General features: G+C 72.2%; 17 protein-coding genes and 1 rRNA gene. 8 read left to right on the plus strand and 10 right to left on the minus strand.

The annotated features are described in order from the left end of the window. Positions 1-52: 52 nt before the first annotated feature. Genes ACZ4NB_RS29690 through ACZ4NB_RS29700 form a run of 3 tightly spaced genes read right to left on the minus strand, consistent with a single transcriptional unit; the run spans position 53 to position 2,158 of the window. Positions 53-994, minus strand: coding sequence for an NAD kinase (locus tag ACZ4NB_RS29690; protein ID WP_467666125.1), 942 nt, complete (start codon positions 992-994; stop codon positions 53-55). Then, positions 991-1,806, minus strand: a complete 816-nt coding sequence (locus tag ACZ4NB_RS29695) for a TlyA family RNA methyltransferase (RefSeq protein ID WP_393501446.1) — start codon at positions 1,804-1,806, stop codon at positions 991-993. The genes ACZ4NB_RS29690 and ACZ4NB_RS29695 overlap by 4 nt, the downstream gene beginning before the upstream one ends. A gap of 7 nt (positions 1,807-1,813) precedes the next feature. Further along, on the minus strand, positions 1,814-2,158 hold the full coding sequence (locus ACZ4NB_RS29700) for a hypothetical protein (RefSeq protein WP_467666126.1): 345 nt from the start codon (positions 2,156-2,158) through the stop codon (positions 1,814-1,816). Positions 2,159-2,232: 74 nt separating this feature from the next. Here ACZ4NB_RS29700 and ACZ4NB_RS29705 point away from each other — a divergent pair, with 74 nt between their 5' ends. Beyond that, positions 2,233-2,580, plus strand: a complete 348-nt coding sequence (locus tag ACZ4NB_RS29705; RefSeq protein ID WP_467666127.1) for a sterol-binding protein — start codon at positions 2,233-2,235, stop codon at positions 2,578-2,580. On the opposite strand, the gene ACZ4NB_RS29710 is transcribed toward ACZ4NB_RS29705, so the two are convergent. The 3 genes from ACZ4NB_RS29710 to ACZ4NB_RS29720 all read right to left on the minus strand — a co-directional run bounded on the left by ACZ4NB_RS29710 (position 2,564) and on the right by ACZ4NB_RS29720 (position 5,686). Beyond that, entirely contained in the window at positions 2,564-3,433 is an 870-nt protein-coding gene (locus tag ACZ4NB_RS29710; RefSeq protein WP_467666128.1) for an ABC transporter ATP-binding protein, read from the minus strand. The two genes, ACZ4NB_RS29705 and ACZ4NB_RS29710, sit on opposite strands and share 17 nt — an antisense overlap. Positions 3,434-3,554: 121 nt before the next feature. Continuing rightward, positions 3,555-4,640: a FecCD family ABC transporter permease gene (locus ACZ4NB_RS29715; protein WP_467666129.1), complete on the minus strand. Its 1,086-nt coding sequence runs from the start codon at positions 4,638-4,640 to the stop codon at positions 3,555-3,557. Beyond that, complete coding sequence (locus ACZ4NB_RS29720) at positions 4,637-5,686, minus strand: FecCD family ABC transporter permease (protein ID WP_467666130.1); 1,050 nt, start codon at positions 5,684-5,686, stop codon at positions 4,637-4,639. The genes ACZ4NB_RS29715 and ACZ4NB_RS29720 overlap by 4 nt, the downstream gene beginning before the upstream one ends. Before the next feature lie 87 nt (positions 5,687-5,773). On the opposite strand from ACZ4NB_RS29720, the gene ACZ4NB_RS29725 reads away from it, so the two are divergent. Together ACZ4NB_RS29725 and ACZ4NB_RS29730 are read left to right on the plus strand one after the other, a co-directional pair. Next, a complete protein-coding gene (locus tag ACZ4NB_RS29725; RefSeq protein WP_467666131.1) occupies positions 5,774-6,799 on the plus strand; it encodes an ABC transporter substrate-binding protein in 1,026 nt (341 codons plus the stop codon). 88 nt (positions 6,800-6,887) lie between these two features. Further along, the gene (locus tag ACZ4NB_RS29730) at positions 6,888-7,781 is read left to right on the plus strand and encodes a siderophore-interacting protein (RefSeq protein ID WP_467666132.1); all 894 of its coding nucleotides are present in this window, start codon (positions 6,888-6,890) and stop codon (positions 7,779-7,781) included. Positions 7,782-7,911: 130 nt separating this feature from the next. On the opposite strand, the gene ACZ4NB_RS29735 is transcribed toward ACZ4NB_RS29730, so the two are convergent. Beyond that, entirely contained in the window at positions 7,912-8,937 is a 1,026-nt protein-coding gene (locus ACZ4NB_RS29735; RefSeq protein WP_467666133.1) for an HAD-IIA family hydrolase, read from the minus strand. Between the two features lie 175 nt (positions 8,938-9,112). Between ACZ4NB_RS29735 and ACZ4NB_RS29740 the strand changes: the two genes are divergently transcribed. The 5 genes from ACZ4NB_RS29740 (at position 9,113) to ACZ4NB_RS29760 (ending at position 15,804) form a co-directional block, all read left to right on the plus strand. After that, positions 9,113-10,381 (plus strand): DUF1015 family protein, encoded by a 1,269-nt coding sequence (locus tag ACZ4NB_RS29740; RefSeq protein WP_467666134.1) that lies wholly within the window; start codon positions 9,113-9,115, stop codon positions 10,379-10,381. Positions 10,382-10,561: 180 nt separating this feature from the next. Beyond that, positions 10,562-12,088, plus strand: a complete 1,527-nt coding sequence (locus ACZ4NB_RS29745) for a pyridoxal phosphate-dependent decarboxylase family protein (protein ID WP_467666135.1) — start codon at positions 10,562-10,564, stop codon at positions 12,086-12,088. A 31-nt stretch (positions 12,089-12,119) separates the two neighbouring features. Then, positions 12,120-13,439, plus strand: a complete 1,320-nt coding sequence (locus ACZ4NB_RS29750; RefSeq protein ID WP_467666136.1) for a lysine N(6)-hydroxylase/L-ornithine N(5)-oxygenase family protein — start codon at positions 12,120-12,122, stop codon at positions 13,437-13,439. Further along, a complete protein-coding gene (locus ACZ4NB_RS29755; RefSeq protein WP_467666137.1) occupies positions 13,436-14,008 on the plus strand; it encodes a GNAT family N-acetyltransferase in 573 nt (190 codons plus the stop codon). The genes ACZ4NB_RS29750 and ACZ4NB_RS29755 overlap by 4 nt, the downstream gene beginning before the upstream one ends. Further along, the gene (locus ACZ4NB_RS29760; RefSeq protein WP_467666138.1) at positions 14,005-15,804 is read left to right on the plus strand and encodes an IucA/IucC family protein; all 1,800 of its coding nucleotides are present in this window, start codon (positions 14,005-14,007) and stop codon (positions 15,802-15,804) included. The genes ACZ4NB_RS29755 and ACZ4NB_RS29760 overlap by 4 nt, the downstream gene beginning before the upstream one ends. A gap of 121 nt (positions 15,805-15,925) precedes the next feature. Here the strand turns inward: ACZ4NB_RS29760 and ACZ4NB_RS29765 are convergent, their stop codons facing one another. From ACZ4NB_RS29765 to rrf, 3 genes are all read right to left on the minus strand, one after another. Further along, the gene (locus ACZ4NB_RS29765; RefSeq protein ID WP_467666145.1) at positions 15,926-16,672 is read right to left on the minus strand and encodes a tetratricopeptide repeat protein; all 747 of its coding nucleotides are present in this window, start codon (positions 16,670-16,672) and stop codon (positions 15,926-15,928) included. After that, complete coding sequence (locus tag ACZ4NB_RS29770) at positions 16,609-17,574, minus strand: hypothetical protein (protein ID WP_467666146.1); 966 nt, start codon at positions 17,572-17,574, stop codon at positions 16,609-16,611. Before ACZ4NB_RS29770 ends, ACZ4NB_RS29765 begins: the two co-directional genes overlap by 64 nt. A gap of 251 nt (positions 17,575-17,825) precedes the next feature. Beyond that, positions 17,826-17,920: ribosomal RNA gene (rrf, locus tag ACZ4NB_RS29775) — 5S ribosomal RNA — on the minus strand; the annotation flags it as partial.

Here is a 17,920-nt window from a genome sequence, read left to right on the forward strand (position 1 = left end):
CACCCCGGGTGGGGCCCGCACCGGACGGGCCCCGGTGCCCCGACGACAGGGCCTAGTGAGGCGCCCCCCGCCACCCCGCTACCGGGAGGGCGAACTTGGCGACCAGACGATCCGTGAAGGAGGCATGATGCAGACGCGCCAGGCGCACGGGGACGGCGCCGCGGCGGACCTCGACGCGGGCGCCGGCGGGGAGTTCGACGCTGCGGCGGCCGTCGCACCACAGCACACCGTGCGGGGTCTTGGGCTGCACCTCGACCGCGAGGACGGAGCGGGGCGAGGTGACCAGCGGCTTGGCGAAGAGGGCGTGCGCGCTGATCGGGACCATCAGCAGCGCCTCGACCTCGGGCCAGACCACGGGACCGCCGGCCGAGAAGGCGTACGCGGTCGAACCGGTCGGGGTCGCGCAGACCACGCCGTCGCCGCCGAAGCGCGAGACGGGCCGCCCGTCGACCTCCGTCACCACCTCCAGCATCCGCTCGCGTGCGGCCTTCTCCACCGACGCCTCGTTGAGCGCCCAGTCGGTGTGCACGACACTGCCGTTGTTGCGGACCAGGACGTCGAGCGTCATCCGCTCCTCGACCTCGTAGGCCCGGGTGACGACCCGGTCGACGACCTTGTCGAGGTCGTCGCGTTCGGCCTCCGCCAGGAAGCCGACCCGGCCGAGGTTGACGCCGAGCATCGGCACCCCGGACGTCCTGGCGAAATCCGCGCCGCGCAGCAGGGTGCCGTCGCCGCCCAGGACCACCAGCAGTTCGCAGCCCACGGCGGCGCACTGCTCGGAGTCGACGCGCTGGACCTCCGGAGGCAGCGGCAGATCCGCGGCCTCCTCCGCCAGCACCCGTACGCCGATCCCGCTGCGCAGCAGCCCCTGGACGACGAGTTCGGCGCTGCGGATGGCCGCGGGGCGGCCGGTGTGTGCGAGCAGGAACACCGTCCGCTCGGCTCCGGTGTTCTCCTGTGCTGCGCTGCCTTCAACTGCCTGGGTAGTGGTCAACGAGGCCCCTCCGCCACTGCACGGTCGACGTCCGCCGGGTCGAGTGCAGGCGCCCCGGCGCGCAGCCACAGAAAGTACTCGACATTCCCGGAAGGTCCAGGCAGCGGGCTGGCAACTACTCCAAGTACGCCAAGTCCCAGTTCGGCCGCGCGGTTCGCGACGGCGCGCACCGCCTCGGCCCGAAGCTCCGCGCTGCGCACGACGCCGCCGCTGCCCAGCCGCTCCTTGCCGACCTCGAACTGCGGCTTGACCATCATCACGAGGTCCGCGTCCGGCGCCGCGCAGCCCACCAGCGCGGGCAGGACGAGCCCCAGCGGGATGAACGAGAGATCGCCGACGATCAGGTCGACGGGCCGGGAGTCGATCTGCTCCAGCGTCAACTCGCGTACGTTGGTGCGGTCCTTCACGGTGACCCGCTCATCGCTCTGCAGCGACCAGGCGAGCTGTCCGTATCCGACGTCGACGGCGACGACATGACCGGCGCCGGCCCGCAGCAGCACATCGGTGAAGCCACCGGTCGAGGCGCCCGCGTCCAGCGCCCGCCGGCCCTCGATCTTCAGCCCGCGCGGCACGAAGGCGGCGAAGGCCCCCGCGAGCTTGTGGCCACCGCGCGAGACATAGTCGGGGTCGCTCTCGTCGGCGCGTACGACCACGGCCGCGCTGGTCTCCACCTGGGTGGCCGGCTTGGTCGCGGTCGCACCGCCGACGGTCACCCGGCCCGCGGCGATCAGCTGGCTCGCGTGCTCGCGCGAACGGGCCAGCTTGCGGCGCACCAGCTCCGCGTCGAGTCGGCGTCGTGCCACTCCTGCCACCTGTGGTTCAGCTCCTGTTGTCGTACGTCGTCGAGGAAGGGGCGGACGGCCCGGGGTGCTGGTCGAGACCGGCCAGCACATCGCGCAGCCCACGGTGCACATCCTCGTACACCTGGAGGTGCCCGCTCGACGGGAGGTGATCGGCGTCGGCGAGTCGGCGCAGCCCGGCGTCGACCGCCGCCTGGCCGGTGGGCACCACCCCCACCCCCAGCGGCCGCGGCCCGGCGGGCGCGGTCGGGGTCTCGGGCTCCCCGGGGGGCTCGGGCTCCCCCGGCGTTTCGGGCTCCGCTGGCTCGCTCCCCGCGGCCCCCGCAGGGACCTCCGGCTCCGGGCCGGACGTCGGCTCTTCCATGCCCCCGACGCTACCTCGGCGAGCGGCGTCGCGGACGAACGAGCCGCCCGCGACCTGGCGTATCGTCGGTCACGATGGCAACTCTCGACCAGTGCCGTGCCGCGCTCGACCGGCTGGCCCAGAACCTGTCCTCGGCTGACGGCAGCGTCCGCAGCGCCGCCGCACTCGACCGTTCGCTCAGCTGCCGCATCACCGACCTCGATGTGACGTTCCTCGGGCGGCTGGCCGGCGGCACCATCCAGGGCGTGACCAGCGTCCCCGGCCCGCCGCCGAGCAAGGCCGAGATTCGCCTGACGATGGCCGGCGACGATCTGGTCGCGCTGGTCGACGGGCAGCTGAACTTCGCCAGGGCCTGGGGCAGCGGCCGGGTCAAGCTGGAGGCCGGCCTGCGCGACCTGCTGCGCCTCAGGACGCTGCTGTAGTCGCCGCGGTGGCCGCCGCGCTCTTCCCGGTCGCCGCCGCGGCGCCCGTACGCGGCGTGCGGGGTTTGCGCGGTTTGCGCGCCGCCGGCACCACCAACGGCGTCCCGGTCTCCGGATCGTCGATGACCTGGCAGCTCAGTCCGAAGACCCGTTCCACCAACTCCGCCGTGACGATGTCGGCCGGTGCGCCCTCGGCGACGACCGCCCCGTCCTTCATGGCGATCAGGTGGGTGGCGTAACGGGCCGCGTGGTTGAGGTCGTGCAGCACCGCGACCAGCGTGCGCCCCTGCTCCTCGTGCAGCTCCGCGCACAGGTCCAGCACCTCGATCTGGTGCTGGATGTCCAGGTATGTCGTCGGCTCGTCCAGAAGGAACAGCGGCGTCTGCTGGGCCAGCGCCATGGCGATCCACACTCGCTGCCGCTGCCCGCCGGACAGCTCGTCGACATAGCGGTCGGCCAGCGCGCCGACGCCGGTCGCCGCCATCGACTCCTGGACGATCCGCTCGTCGTCGGCGGACCACTGCCGCAGCAGCCCCTGGTGCGGGTAGCGGCCGCGCGCCACCAGGTCCGCGACCGTGATGCCGTCCGGGGCGGTCGAGGACTGCGGCAGCAGCCCCAGCGTCCGTGCCACCTTCTTGGCCGGGAGCGAGGAGATCGCGGAGCCGTCCAGCAGCACCGACCCGGAGGCCGGCTTGAGCATCCGCGACAGGGCGCGCAGCAGCGTGGACTTGCCGCAGGCGTTCGGGCCGACGATGACCGTGAAGGAGTGGTCGGGGACGGCGACCGAGAGGTTCTCGGCGATGACCCGCTGGTCGTAGGCGAGGGTGACGTTCTCGGCCGTGAGACGGCTCACTTCGAAGCTCCTGGTGTTGTCGTGTCGCTGCTGCTGCCCGGCTGCCGCCGGTCCGGTGACGGTGGACGCGCACCGGCCCGCAGGCACCGCCTCGGGCGTGCCCTGCCCGCGCCGCCGCGTGTCATATCCGCCCCGCCCGGCGCTCCGTGGCCAGCAGCCACAGCAGATAGCCGCCGCCGAGCACTCCGGTCAGCACGCCCACCGGCAGCTGGTCGGCGCCGAAGAGCCGCTGTGACGACCAGTCCGCCGCGACCAGCAGGACGGCGCCCATCAGGGCGGCGGGCACCAGGTTGGGGCCGGGCGAGCGGGTGAGCCGCCGCGCCAGTTGGGGCGCGGTGAGCGCGACGAAGGAGATCGGCCCGGCCGCCGCGGTGGCGGAGGCGACGAGCACGACCGCGGCCAGCAGCACCACGACGCGGACCCGGTCGACCCGTACGCCCAGCGCGTAGGCGGCGTCGTCGCCCATCTCCAGCATCCGCAGCGGCCGCCCGTAGCACAGCACCAGCGGCAGGCAGACGGCGCAGACGGCGGCCAGCGGCCAGACCTGGTCCCAGTCGCGGCCGCTGAGGGATCCGGTCATCCAGGTGGTGGCCTGGGTCGCCTCGACGATGTTCGCCTTGGTCATGAGGTAGAGCACCATCGCGTAGAGCATGGCGCTGGCTCCGATGCCGACGAGCACGAAGCGGTAGCCGTGGATACCGCCCTTCCAGGCGAGCAGGAAGATGCCGATTCCGGTGGCGACCCCGCCGACGACCGCGCCGACGGCGACCGCGAAGGTCCCGGCCTGGAAGTACACGATGGCGGTCAGCGCGCCGACGGACGAGCCCTGGGCGAAGCCGAGGACGTCCGGGCTGCCCAAGGGGTTGCGGGTGACGGTCTGGAAGACCGCCCCGGCGACCCCGAACGCGGCGCCGACCAGCAGCCCCACCAGCACCCGCGGCAGCCGCAGCTCCTGCACGATGAACTGCTGGCCGGTGTCGCCGCCGCCGGTCAGCGTGGCGACCACCTCGGCCGGCGTCATCGGGTAGTCGCCGGAGCCGATCAGCGCGATGCCGGCGGCAACTGCGAGGGCCAGCAGCGCCAGTCCGACGATGACGGCGCGCACGTCCAGGCGCAGCGAGAGCCCGCCCCGGGTCCGCACGGCCCGGACCGCCCCGGCCCCGCTTGCCTTGCCGGGGCCCTGCCCGGGCTTGACGGTCGTACTCACAGCTGGGCCATCCTCCGACGCCGTACGAGATAGATGAAGACCGGGCCGCCGACGACGGCCGTGACGATGCCGACCTGGAGCTCTCCGGGCCGGGCCACGACCCGCCCGAGCACGTCCGCGCCGAGCAGCAGCACCGGGGAGAGCACCGCGGAGTACGGCAGGATCCAGCGCATGTCGGGCCCGGTGATGGCCCGTACGACATGCGGAACCATCAGGCCGACATAGACGATCGGGCCGCAGGCGGCGGTCGCCCCGCCGCACAGCAGGGTGACGGCGAGCATCGCCAGCACCCGGGTGCGGGTCAGCCGGGCGCCCAGCGCCCGCGCCTGGTCGTCGCCGAGCGCGATCGCGTTCAGCGGCCGGGCGATCAGCAGTGCCAGGACGCCGCCGGCCGCGAGGAACGGCGCGATCTGCGTGACGGTGGGCAGGGTGGCGGCGGCCAGCGAGCCCACCGTCCAGAAGCGCATCCTGTCCAGCGCCGCGGTGTCCATCAGGTTGACCGCGTTGAGGTAGCCGGTGAGGACCGCGGTCAGCGCGGTGCCGGCGAGGGCGAGGCGTACGGGTGTGGCGCCGCGGGTGCCGCCGAGGACGTACACCGCGACGGAGACCACCGCGGCACCGGCGAACGCGAACCACACATAGCCGATCAGTGAGGTGACGCCGAAGAAGGTGAGGGCGGAGACGACGGCGGCCGAGGCTCCGGCGTTGATGCCCAGAACTCCGGGGTCGGCCAGCGGATTGCGGGTCAGCGCCTGCATGACCGTGCCGGCCAGGCCGAGGGCGGCGCCGACGATCAGGCCGAGCAGGGTGCGGGGCAGCCGCACATCGCGGATGACCACGTCGGTGTCGGAGCCGGAGTAGTGGAACACCCCGTGCCACACCTGGTCCAGAGGAATCTGCTTGGCGCCGACGGCGATGCCGAGGACGGTGATGACGGCCAGGACTGCCACGGAGGCGAGCAGCCCCGCGGAGCGCCTGGCGTTGTGCCGTCGGGGTGCCGCGGAGGCCGGAGCCGTTGTCGCTTCGGGGGGACTGTCAACCAACACGACAGTTAGGTTAGCCTACCCTCACATCCAACTCGCAGGCCCTACCCCCCACTCGGCAGGCCCTACCCAGAGAGAAGCACACCCACCATGAGCACCTCCCGAAGCGCAACCCTCTCCCGCCGCGGCATACTCGCCGCGGGCGGTGCCGTCGGCATCGGCGCCCTGCTCGCCGCGTGCGGCGGGGACAAGGGCTCGGCGGGTGCCGGCGGCGGCAAGGGCGGCCCGTGGTCCTTCACCGACGACCGCAAGCGGAAGGTCTCCCTCAAGAGCACCCCGCAGCGCATCGTCGCCTTCACCGGCACCGCGGCCGCACTGCACGACTTCGGTATCGACGACCAGATCGTCGGCGTGTTCGGACCCACCAAGCTCAAGAACGGCAAGCCCGACCCGCAGGCCGGCGACCTCGACGTCGACAAGGTCGCCGTCATCGGCAACGCCTACAACCAGTTCAACATCGAGAAGTACGCGGGCCTGCGCCCCGAACTGCTGGTCACCAACATGTACGAGCCGAACGCACTGTGGTTCGTGCCGGACGACAGCAAGGACAAGATCGCCAAGCTGGCCGAGTCCGTCGCCCTCACCTCCTCCCGCGTCCCGCTCGTCAAGATCATCGAGCGCTACGCCGAGCTGGCCGAGTCGCTCGGCGCCGACCTCAAGGCCAAGAAGGTCACCGACGCCAAGGCCCGCTTCGAGACGGCCTCCGAGGCGCTGCGCCGGGCCGCCAAGTCCCACCCGGTCAAGGTGCTCGCCTGCTCCGGCAGCCCCGGCCTCTTCTACGCCTCCAACCCCGGCATCAACGCCGACCTCATGTACTACAAGTCCCTCGGCGTCGACCTGATCGTCCCCGACCACCTGGACAAGGGCGGCTACTTCGAGAGCCTGAGCTGGGAGAACGCCGACAAGTACCAGGCCGACGTGCTCCTGCTGGACAACCGGACCGCCACCCTCCAGCCCAAGGACCTGGCCGCCAAGCCCTCCTGGGCCAAGCTCCCCGCCGTCAAGGCCGGCCAGATCACCCCCTGGTCCAGCGAGCCGCGCTTCTCCTACGCCGGCGCGGCGCCGCTGATCGAATCGCTGGCCAAGGCGATCGAGGGCGCCAAGAAGGTCAACTGACGTACGGCCGCGGTGGACCGGCGCCCACCGGGCCCGCGTTCCACCGCGGCCGCTCCCCCACCCCACCACCGTCCCGGGAGGTTCCCGTATGACCACGACCGCCGCCCCCGCCACCGCGCCGTTCCGCTTCTTCGATGTGCACGTCGTACGCTCCCGGCGGATCAGCCCCTCCATGGTGCGGATCACCTTCGGCGGGGACCGGCTCGACGAGCTGGCGTCCGGCGGTCGTGACCAGCGCTTCAAGCTCTTCCTGCCGCAGCCCCACCAGGACCGGCCGGCCTTCGACGACATGGGCGAGGGCTGGTACACCGCGTGGCGGGCGCAGGACCCGGCCGAGCGCCCGGTGATGCGCTCGTACACGATCCGCGAACAGCGCCCCGACGCGGGCGAGTTCGATGTCGACTTCGCGCTGCACGGCGCCGGTCCCGAGGCCGCCGCCACGGCCGGCGGCCCGGCCTCCCGCTGGGCCGCCCAGGCCCGCCCCGGCGACCGGCTGACCGTCCTCGCCCCGGTCGTGGAGGACAACGGCGGCGTGGACTTCCGCCCGCCGGCCGGCACCGACTGGATCCTGATCACCGGTGACGAGACCGCACTGCCCGCGATCGCCGGCATCCTGTCCTGGCTCTCCCCCGGCACCCGAGCCAAGGTCTGGATCGAGGTCGGTCACGAGGACGACCGGCAGCAGCTGCCGACCTTCGCGGACGCCGAGATCACCTGGCTGGTCGGCGACCCGGCCGCCGCGGCGCACGGCGAGCCGGTACTGGACGCCCTGCGCACCGCCGAGTTGCCCGACGGCACGCCGTACGCCTGGGTCGCCGGGGAGGCCGGGACCGTCAAGGCGGTGCGCCGGCATCTGGTCGGCGAGCGCGGCATCGACCGCAGGGCCGTGAAGTTCACCGGTTACTGGCGGCGCGGCGCCACCGAGGAGGACCTGATCGCGGAGCTGACGGCAGGTACGGCGGCGGCCGACGACGAGGACTAGGGCCTGTCCGAGGTGCCGTGCCAGACGCCGCGGCCTTCCGGCCCTGACCCCTCGGGCAGACCCCGGGGCCGCACGGCCGGGCTCCGCGGAGCCTCGCGGAGCCCTGGGCGGGTCCCCGAGGCTCCCGCCCTCACATCCCGATCCGCGCCAGCGCCTTGCCCGCGTCCGCCCCGCAACTGCCCTCGCCCGCCGCCGTCCAGGCCGCCGCGCACAGCGCCCGCAGCCCGTCCAGCGCAGTGCCCGCGCCGGTCACGGCGAGCGTGTCGCCGACCGCCTCGGCCCGCCAGCCGCCGCACCGGAAACCGCCGTCCTGCTCGGTCACCTCCGGCTGGGGCACGAGCAGCCCGCGCAGGTCGGCTTCCACGTAGGCGGGGCGGTGCTGCGGCGGGGCGGCCAGCAGCTCGGCGGCGGTGGTGACTCCGGTGAGGACCAGCAGCGAGTCGACCCCGCCGTTGCAGGCGCCCTCGATGTCGGTGTCGAGCCGGTCCCCGATCACCAGTGGCCGCCGGGCGCCGGTCCGCAGCACCGTCTCCCGGTGCATCGGCGGCTGCGGCTTCCCCGCCACCTGCGGCGTCCCGCCCGCGGCGATCCGGACCACCTCCACCAACGCACCGTTGCCGGGGGCGATCCCGCGCTCCTTGGGGATGGTCAGATCGGTGTTGGACGCGAACCACGGCACCCCGCGCTGCACCGCGTACGCGGCCTCCGCCAGCCGCCCCCAGTCCAGCGTGGGGTCGTAGCCCTGCACCACCGCCGCCGGGTCGTCGTCCGCGGAGAAGACCGGTTGCAGACCGCGCTCGCGCAGCGCCACCAGCAGCCCCTCGCCCCCGATGGCGAGCACCCGCGCGCCGGCCGGCACCTGCTCGGCGATCAGCCGGGCCACCGCCTGCGCCGAGGTGATCACATCGCCGGCGCCGGTCGGCAGGCCGAAGCCGGTCAGCTGGTCGGCGACGGCCTGCGGGGTGCGGGCCGCGTTGTTCGTCACATACGCCAGGTGCATCCCGCCGTCCCGCGCGCGTATCAGCGACGCAACGGCATGGTCGATGGCGCGTCCGCCGGCGTAGACGACCCCGTCCAGATCCAGCAGTGCCGTGTCGTACGCCTCGCTCAGCGGGCGCCGGCTCCCGTCGGGCGACCTGCGAACCTGCTCGTTCATGCCGTCTCGCTCCTTGCTGCCATGATGTGGACGAACACCGCACCGCGCACGATAAGGGGGCGCGCTCCGCGCCGTCCGGGCGGGCCGTCGCCCGCCCCGCGCATACCGATAGTTCCGGCCATAGCGGCCTGTCCCCCGATCTTCCCTCATCGCGTCGTCGGCATAGCATTCTTCAATGACCAGTACCGACGGCCTCCGCCTCCTCCCGTTCCGCGGACTGCGCTACGCCCCGGACCGGATCAGCAGCCTCACCGCCGTGACCTCACCGCCCTATGACGTGGTGGTCCGGCCCGACGGCGTGCGCCATCTGGAGACCGCCGATCCGTACAACATCGTCCGGCTGATCCTCCCGCATGCCGCGGACCCCACCACCCGCCACCGCCAGGCCGCCGACACCCTGCGCCGCTGGCGCGCCGAGGGCGTGCTGACACAGGACGCCGAGCCCGCGCTGTACGTCTACGAGCAGCGCGCCGGGGAGCTGCTGCAGCGCGGGCTGATCGGCGCGCTGCGCCTGGACGGCCCGGTGCTGCCGCACGAGGACGTCATCGCCGAGGTCGTCGAGGACCGGGCCGCCCTGATGGGCGCGGCGGCCGCAAACTTCGAGCCTTTGCTCCTCTCCTACCGTGGCCGGAACTCCGCGAACGGGGCCACCGCGGTCATCGAGCGGGTGGCGGAGGGCACCCCGCTGCTCGCCACGACCACGGAGGACGGCTTCACCCACCGCCTGTGGGCGGTCACCGACCCCGCCGATCTCGCGGCCATCGACGACGATCTCGCCCGCCGGCAGGCCCTGATCGCCGACGGCCACCACCGCTGGGCGACCTACCAGCGGCTGTACGAGCAGCAGCCCGGGGCCGGCGCCGCCTCACCCTGGGCGTCGGGGCTGGTGCTGCTGGTCGACACCACCCGCTATCCGCTCCAGGTCCGCGCGATCCACCGCGTACTGCCGCATCTGCCGCCCGCCAAGGCGCTGGCGGACCTGGCCGGCGCCTTCCGCACCCGCACGCTCCCGGGCGAGCTGCCCGCCGCGCTGGCCGCCCTCGACGAGACACCCGGCACGGCTTTCGTCCTCGCGGGCGGGCCGCACTCCTTCCACCTCCTGGACCGCCCCGACCCCGAGCTGCTGGACCGCGCGATCCGCCGGGACCGGCCCGAGGCATGGCGGCAGCTGGACGCGACCGTGCTGCACTCGGTCCTGCTGGACGAGGTCTGGCACGTCCCCGACCACCCCTCCGACATCAGCTATCTGCACCACGCCGAGGCCGCCGTCGAGCAGGCCGCCCGACTCGGCGGCTCGGCCGTCCTGATGCGCGCCACATCGGAGGAGACGGTCCGTCAACTCGCCGAGTGCGGTGTGACGATGCCGCGCAAGTCCACCTCCTTCGGGCCCAAGCCCGCCACGGGTCTGGTCCTGCGCACCCTGGACGAGTCCGACAGCGGCTGAACCCCCGCGTCCACCGACAACTGAATCCCGGCGTCCGCCCGCCCGCGGCACCTGCGACCGACCCCGAGACGCAGTTAGGTTAGGCTTACCTAACTACGTCTCGGGCGGGTCTCCCTGCCCCTGCGCACACCCCCACCCTGCGCAGGACGTGGTCAAGTCCGCACCAGGGAGGACAGCTTCATGAGTCTCCTCGCACACCCCGCCGAGGACCCGGCCGACAGCCGGACATATCTGCTCAACAACGCCACGGCCCACCGCTACCGCAGCGCCGTCACCGACAGCGTCACGCGGATCAGCGCCAAAATCGCCGGCACCGCCCGCCCGTTCACCGGTATCTCCGTCGACCGCCTCACGCCCACCGTCGCCGCCGTCGACCTCGACACCCCGCTGCACGACCCGGCCGCCGCGCTCGACGAACTCGAAGAGGTCTACCTCCGCGACGCCGTCTACTTCCACCACCCGCGCTACCTCGCGCACCTCAACTGCCCCGTGGTGATCCCCGCCCTCGTCGGCGAGGCCGTGCTCTCCGCCGTCAACTCCTCCCTCGACACCTGGGACCAGAGCGCCGGCGGCACGCTCATCGAGCGTCGGCTGATCGACTGGACGGCCGACCGGATCGGCCTCGGCGAGCAGGCCGACGGCATCTTCACCAGCGGCGGCAGCCAGTCCAACCTCCAGGCCATGCTGCTCGCCCGCGACGAGGTCTGCCGCCGGGAACTGGCCGGGGGCGGCCCCGACGCCCGGCTCACCGACGTACTGCCCCGGCTGCGCATCCTCACCTCCGAGTGCAGCCACTTCAGCATCCGCAAGGCCGCCACCCTGCTCGGCATGGGCGCGGAGGCCGTCATCGCCGTCCCCGCCGACGCCGACAAGCGGATGCGCACCGCCGACCTGGCCGACGAGCTGGCGCGCTGCCGGCGCGACGGGCTGATACCCATGGCCGTCGTCGCGACCGCCGGCACCACCGACTTCGGCTCCATCGACCCGCTCCCCGAGATCGCCGGGCTGTGCGACCGGTACGACGCCTGGCTGCACGTCGACGCCGCCTACGGCTGCGGCCTGCTGGTCTCCCGCCGCCGCGAGCTGCTGAACGGCATCGAGCGGGCCGACTCGGTGACCGTCGACTACCACAAGTCCTTCTTCCAGCCGGTCAGTTCGAGCGCCGTCCTGGTCCGCGACCGCGCGACCCTGCGCCATGTCACCTACCACGCGGACTACCTCAACCCGCGCCGGATGACCGAGCAGCGCATCCCCAACCAGGTCGACAAGTCGATCCAGACCACCCGCCGCTTCGACGCCTTGAAACTCTGGCTCACCCTGCGCATCATGGGCGCCCGGTCCCTCGGCGAACTCTTCGACGAGGTGATCGACCGCGCCGCGGACGCCTGGAAACTCCTCCACGACGACCCCCGCTTCGACGTCGTCGTCGAACCCCGGCTCAGCACCCTGGTCTTCCGCTACCTCCCCGGCACCGACCCGGACCCCGAACTCGCCGACCGGGTCAATCTGCACGCCCGGGACGCCCTGTTCGCCTCCGGCGACGCGATCGTCGCGGGCACCAAGGTCGACGGACGCCACTACCTCAAGTTCACCCTGCTCAACCCGGAGACCACGCTCGACGACATCGCCACCGTCCTCGACCTGATCGCCGAGCACGCCGGCAGCTTCCTCGCCGAGCAGCCCCGGCCGGCGCTCAGCGCGCGCTGACCTCCCAAGCCCACCCCCTCGGAGACCCCCTGTGTCCGCCCCTTACGACTTCATCGCCATCGGCCTCGGCCCCTTCAACCTGGGCCTGGCCTGCCTGACCGAGCCCATCGACGGACTCGACGGCCTGTTCCTGGACAACAAGGCGTCCTTCGCATGGCACCCCGGCATGCTGCTCGACAGCAGCCATCTCCAAGTGCCCTTCATGGCCGACCTGGTCACCCTCGCCGACCCCACCTCGCCCTTCTCGTTCCTGAACTACCTCAAGGAATCCGGGCGGATCTACCCCTTCTACATCCGCGAGAGCTTCTTCCCGCTGCGCGCCGAGTTCAACGACTACTGCCGCTGGGCCGCCGGCAAACTCGACTCCGTCCGCTTCGCCCACCAGGTCACCACCGTCGAGTACGACGCCCGCGAAGAGCTGTACGTCGTCCACGCCGAGCACCTGCCCACCGGCGAACGCACCACCCACCGCGCCCGCAAGCTCGTCCTGGGCACCGGCACCCCGCCACACCTCCCCGAGGCATGCCGGGGCCTGGGCGGCGATCTGCTGCACAACGCCGACTACCTGGACGCCAAGGCCGCCCTCCAGGCCAAGGACTCCCTCACCCTCATCGGCAGCGGCCAGAGCGCCGCCGAGATCTACTTCGACCTCCTCCAGGACATCGACAGCCACGGCTACCACCTGACCTGGGCCACCCGCTCCCCCCGCTTCTTCCCCCTCGAATACACCAAGCTCACACTGGAGATGACCTCCCCGGAGTACGTGGACTACTTCCACGCCCTCCCCCAGGCCACCCGCGACCGCCTGGCCACCACCCAGAAACACCTCTACAAGGGCATCGACTCCGCCCTGATCAACGACATCTTCGATCTGCTCTACCAGAAGAACCTCGCCGGCCCGGTCCCCACCCGCCTGCTGACCAACACCGCCCTGGACCAGGCGCGTTACGACGAGACCACCGGCACCTACACCCTGGGCCTGCGCCAGGAGGAGCAGGGCACCGGCTTCGTCCTCGACACCCAGGGGCTGATCCTCGCCACCGGCTACCAATACCGCGTACCGGACTTCCTCACCCCGGTCCGCGACCGCATCGCCTGGGACGACGCCGGCCGCTACGACGTGGCCCGCAACTACAGCATCGACACCACCGGCCACGGCATCTTCGTGCAGAACGCCGAGCTGCACACGCACGGCTTCGTCACGCCCGACCTCGGCATGGCCGCGTACCGCAACTCGTGCATCATCCGCGAGCTGCTCGGCCGCGAGTACTACCCGGTCGAAAAGGCCATCGCCTTCCAGGAGTTCGCCGCCCCGGCCGGCCCGCTCCACCCCCTGGAGATCCCCGCATGAGCGAGGCCCCCCTCTTCACCCGCACCGACCCCGTACTCGGGGAGTTCTCCCTGCGCCCGGTCGACCCGCCCGCCGACGCCGAGCTGCTGCACGGCTGGGTCACCCACCCCAAGGCCGTCTTCTGGCTGATGCAGGACTGCGACCTGGCGGACGTCGAGAAGGAGTTCACACGGCTCGCCGCCGACCCCTTCCACGACGCCTTCCTCGGCCTGCACAACGGCACCCCGGCCTTCCTGATGGAGCGCTACGACCCCGCCCACCGCGAACTGGTCGGCATCCACGCCGCCCGGCCCGGCGACATCGGCATGCACTTCCTCACCGCCCCCACCGCCACCCCCCTGCACGGCTTCACCCTCACCGTGCTCACCACCGTCATGGAGATGCTCTTCGCCGACCCGGCCACCCGCCGCGTCGTCGTCGAGCCGGACGCCCGCAACACCGCCGTCCACGCCCTCAACAAGGCCGTCGGATTCGAGCTCCGGCGCACCGTCTCGCTCCCCTCCAAAGACGCCTGCCTCAGCACCTGCACCCGCGACCAGTTCCTGGCCGCCCAAGGAGACCACCGATGACCGCCGGCACCCGGCCGACCGCCCAGGACGCCGTCGCCCACCTCACCCCCGCACTGTGGGCCCGCGCCAACCGCCTGCTGATACGCAAGGCCCTCGCCGAGTTCGCCCATGAACGGCTGCTCACCCCCAAGCGCCTGCCCCACGACGGCCACTACTGCCTGCGCAGCGACGACGGCGCCACCGAATACCGCTTCACCGCCCGCAGACAGGCCCTCGACCACTGGCAGATCGACCCCGACAGCATCACCCGCCACCGCGGCCACGTCGAACTCCCCCTGGACGCCATGGAGTTCTTCCTCGAACACCGCGACGCCCTGGGGCTCGGCGCACAGATCCTCCCGGTCTACCTGGAGGAGATCAGCTCCACCCTCTCCGGCACCGCCTACAAGCTCGCCGCCGACCGGCCCACCGCCACCGAGCTCGCCGCGTCCGGCTTCCAGGCCGTCGAGACCGGCATGACCGAGGGCCACCCCTGCTTCGTCGCCAACAACGGCCGCCTCGGCTTCGGCATCCACGAGTACCACGCCTACGCCCCCGAGGCCGCGGCCCCCGTCCGGCTGATCTGGCTCGCCGCCCGCCGCGAGAACGCCACGTTCACCGCGGGCGCCGGCCTCGACTACGACGCGCTGGTCCGCGACGAACTCGGCGAGGCCACCCGCGACCGCTTCCGCGCCACCCTCACCGCCCTCGGCCTGGACCCCGACGACTACTACCTCCTCCCCACCCACCCCTGGCAGTGGTGGAACAAGCTGTCCGTCACCTTCGCCGCGGAGGTCGCCCAGCGGCACCTGGTCTGCCTGGGCCCAGGCGACGACGACTACCTCGCCCAACAGTCCATCCGGACCTTCTTCAACACCACCGCGCCCGCCAAGCACTACGTCAAAACGGCGCTCTCGGTCCTCAACATGGGCTTCATGCGCGGCCTGTCCGCCTCGTACATGGAGGCCACCCCGGCCATCAACGACTGGCTCGCCCGCCTGATCGCCGCCGACGACACCCTCCGGGCCGCCCGCTTCTCGATCATCCGCGAGCGCGCCGCGATCGGCTACCGCCACCGCCAGTACGAGGCGGCCACCGACAAGGGCTCCCCGTACCTGAAGATGCTGGCCGCCCTGTGGCGCGAGAGCCCCGTCCCCACCCTGGAACCGGGCCAGCGCCTGGCCACCATGGCCTCCCTGCTGCACACCGACCGCGACGGCGACTCCTTCGCCGCCGCCCTGATCAAGGAATCCGGCCTGGCGCCCGCCGTCTGGCTCCGCCGCTACCTCGACGCGTACCTGACCCCCGTCCTGCACGCCTTCTACGCCTACGACCTGGTCTTCATGCCGCACGGCGAGAACGCCATCCTGGTCGTCGAGGACGGCGCGGTGGCCCGCGTCATCTTCAAGGACATCGCCGAAGAGATCGCCGTCATGGACCCCGACGCGGTCCTGCCCCCCACCGTCGAACGCATCCGCGCCGACGTCCCCGAGGACAAGAAGCTCCTGTCGATCTTCACGGACGTCTTCGACTGCTTCTTCCGCTTCCTCAGCGGCACCCTCGACGCCCTCGGCGTCCTCGACGAGGAGACCTTCTGGCGCACGGTCGCCGGCTGCGTCGCCGACTACCAGGAGTCCCACCCGCACCTCGCCGACAAGTTCGACCGGTACGACATGTTCGCCGAGGAGTTCGCCCTCTCCTGCCTCAACCGCCTCCAGCTGCGCAACAACCAGCAGATGGTCGACCTCCAGGACCCCGCCGGCGCCCTCCAGCTGATCGGCACCCTCCGCAACCCCCTCGCCCCCTACGCCCCCTGACCCCTCCCCCGCAAACGCCGAAGGGCGGGACCCCACCGGGATCCCGCCCTTCCTGCATTCCGCCGCTCACACGGCCCGAGCCGGCATCGGCCCGGTCCGTGCCGGGTCAGCCCGTGCCGGGTCAGCCCTTGTCGGGCCGCTCACCGGAGTCCGCGCCGGCGTCGTCGCTCTCCGCCGCCTCGCCGGACTCCTCCAGCACGTCGGTGAACTCCACCCCGTCCAGCTCGGCGAGCCGGTCCGAGGCGTCCGTCGTACCGCCCTGGTCGGCCTCCAGCGCCCTGGCGAACCAGTCACGCGCCTCGTCCTCGCGGCCGACCTCCAGCAGCGCGTCCGCGTACGCGTACCGCAGCCGCGCGGTCCACGGGTGGACGGCGCTCGACGCCAGCTCCGGGCTCTGCAGCGTCACCACCGCGGCGTCCGCCTGCCCCATGTCCTTACGGGCACCCGCCGCGACCAGCCGCATCTCGACCTGCCCGGCCCGGTCCAGCTTCTGCACCTCGGGCTCACCGGCCATCGCCAGCGCCTTCTCCGGCCGGCCCATCCCGCGCTCGCAGTCCGCCATGACCGGCCACAGGTCGACACCGCCGGTCATCCGCCGCGCCGCCCGGAACTCCGCCAGCGCCTCGCTGTACTTGCCGACCGCGTACGCCGCGAAGCCCGCAGCCTCACGCACCGCCGCGACCCGGGACGCCAGCCGCAGCGCCACCCGCGAGTACCCGTACGCCTGCTCCGGGTCCTCGTCCAGCAGCTTCGCGACCATCACCAGGTTCTTGGCGACGTCGTCGGCGAGCGTCTTCGGCAGGCTCAGCAGCTCCTGCCGGACGTCCTTGTCGATCTCGTCACCGGTGACGTCCTCCGGAATGGGCAGCCGCTTGATCGGCTCCCGGTCCCGGTCCCGCCGGTCATCCCGGCGATCGTCCCGACCCCGGCCACCGCCGTACGGCCGACGCCCACCGCGCTCGTCGTCCCGCCGGAACCCACCGCGGTCGTCCCGCCGCGGCCCCCGGTCATCACGACGGAACCCACCGCGGTCACCGCCACGGTCGTCCCGACGGTCATCGCGCCGGTCGTCACGACGGAAGCCCTGACGATCCCCGCCCCGGTCATCACGCCGGAAACCACCGCGGTCGCCACCGCGATCATCGCGCCGGAACCCACCGCGGTCGCCACCACGGTCATCACGCCGGTCATCCCGGCGCTCGTCCCGACGGTACGAAGGACGGTCCCCACCACGGTCATCACGCCGCTCATCACGACGATCGTCCCGACGGAACCCGCCACGGTCACCGCCACGGTCATCGCGCCGGTCGTCACGGCGGAAGCCCGGACGGTCCCCACCGCGCTCGCCGCCGCGGAACCCACCGCGGTCACCACCGGAGGAACGGTCGTCCCGCCGGAAGCCACCACGGTCATCACGGCGGTCGCCACCGCGATCATCGCGCCGGAACCCACCGCGGTCACCGCCACGGTCGTCCCGACGCTCATCACGCCGGTCATCACGACGGAACCCGCCACGGTCACCGCCACGGTCGTCGCGGCGGTCATCGCGCCGGTCGTCACGGCGGAAGCCCGGACGGTCCGCACCGCGCTCGTCGCGCCGGAACCCGCCGCCACGCTCATCGTCACGACGCGGGCCACGCGGCCGGTCGTCACGGCGGTCACCGCCGCGGAAACCCCCGCGGTCGCCGCCGGCGGGACGGTCACGGTCATCGCGGCGGAACCCACCGCGCCCGCCACCACGCTCATCACGTCGGAAGCCGCCGCGGTCACCGCGGTCACCGTCGCGGCTGTCGCGACGCGGCCCCCGGTCATCACGCCGGAAACCACCGCGGTCACCGTCGTCGCGCCGCTGCGGACGGCGCTCCGAACGATCGTCGGAAGAGTTGGTGGACATCGACGTGACTCCTGTCTTCGGTACTGCATTCATTCTCGCGCACCGACCAGTTCGGCGCGCTTCGGCAAAACAAAAAAGGACCCTTGGTCCCAGCATGAACGCTGGGACCAAGGGTCCTTGAAAGATTGTTCGGCGGCGTCCTACTCTCCCACAGGGTCCCCCCTGCAGTACCATCGGCGCTGAAAGGCTTAGCTTCCGGGTTCGGAATGTAACCGGGCGTTT

The organism is Streptomyces sp. NPDC026575 (genome assembly GCF_055567415.1).

Excerpts from the sequence above, each read along its gene's own strand:
- ACZ4NB_RS29700 (WP_467666126.1), bottom strand. The coding sequence starts at position 2,158 with ATGGAAGAGCCGACGTCCGGCCCGGAGCCGGAGGTCCCTGCGGGGGCC.
- ACZ4NB_RS29705 (WP_467666127.1), top strand. The coding sequence starts at position 2,233 with ATGGCAACTCTCGACCAGTGCCGTGCCGCGCTCGACCGGCTGGCCCAG.
- ACZ4NB_RS29725 (WP_467666131.1), top strand. The coding sequence starts at position 5,774 with ATGAGCACCTCCCGAAGCGCAACCCTCTCCCGCCGCGGCATACTCGCC.
- ACZ4NB_RS29730 (WP_467666132.1), top strand. The coding sequence starts at position 6,888 with ATGACCACGACCGCCGCCCCCGCCACCGCGCCGTTCCGCTTCTTCGAT.
- ACZ4NB_RS29735 (WP_467666133.1), bottom strand. The coding sequence starts at position 8,937 with ATGAACGAGCAGGTTCGCAGGTCGCCCGACGGGAGCCGGCGCCCGCTG.
- ACZ4NB_RS29740 (WP_467666134.1), top strand. The coding sequence starts at position 9,113 with ATGACCAGTACCGACGGCCTCCGCCTCCTCCCGTTCCGCGGACTGCGC.
- ACZ4NB_RS29745 (WP_467666135.1), top strand. The coding sequence starts at position 10,562 with ATGAGTCTCCTCGCACACCCCGCCGAGGACCCGGCCGACAGCCGGACA.
- ACZ4NB_RS29755 (WP_467666137.1), top strand. The coding sequence starts at position 13,436 with ATGAGCGAGGCCCCCCTCTTCACCCGCACCGACCCCGTACTCGGGGAG.
- ACZ4NB_RS29760 (WP_467666138.1), top strand. The coding sequence starts at position 14,005 with ATGACCGCCGGCACCCGGCCGACCGCCCAGGACGCCGTCGCCCACCTC.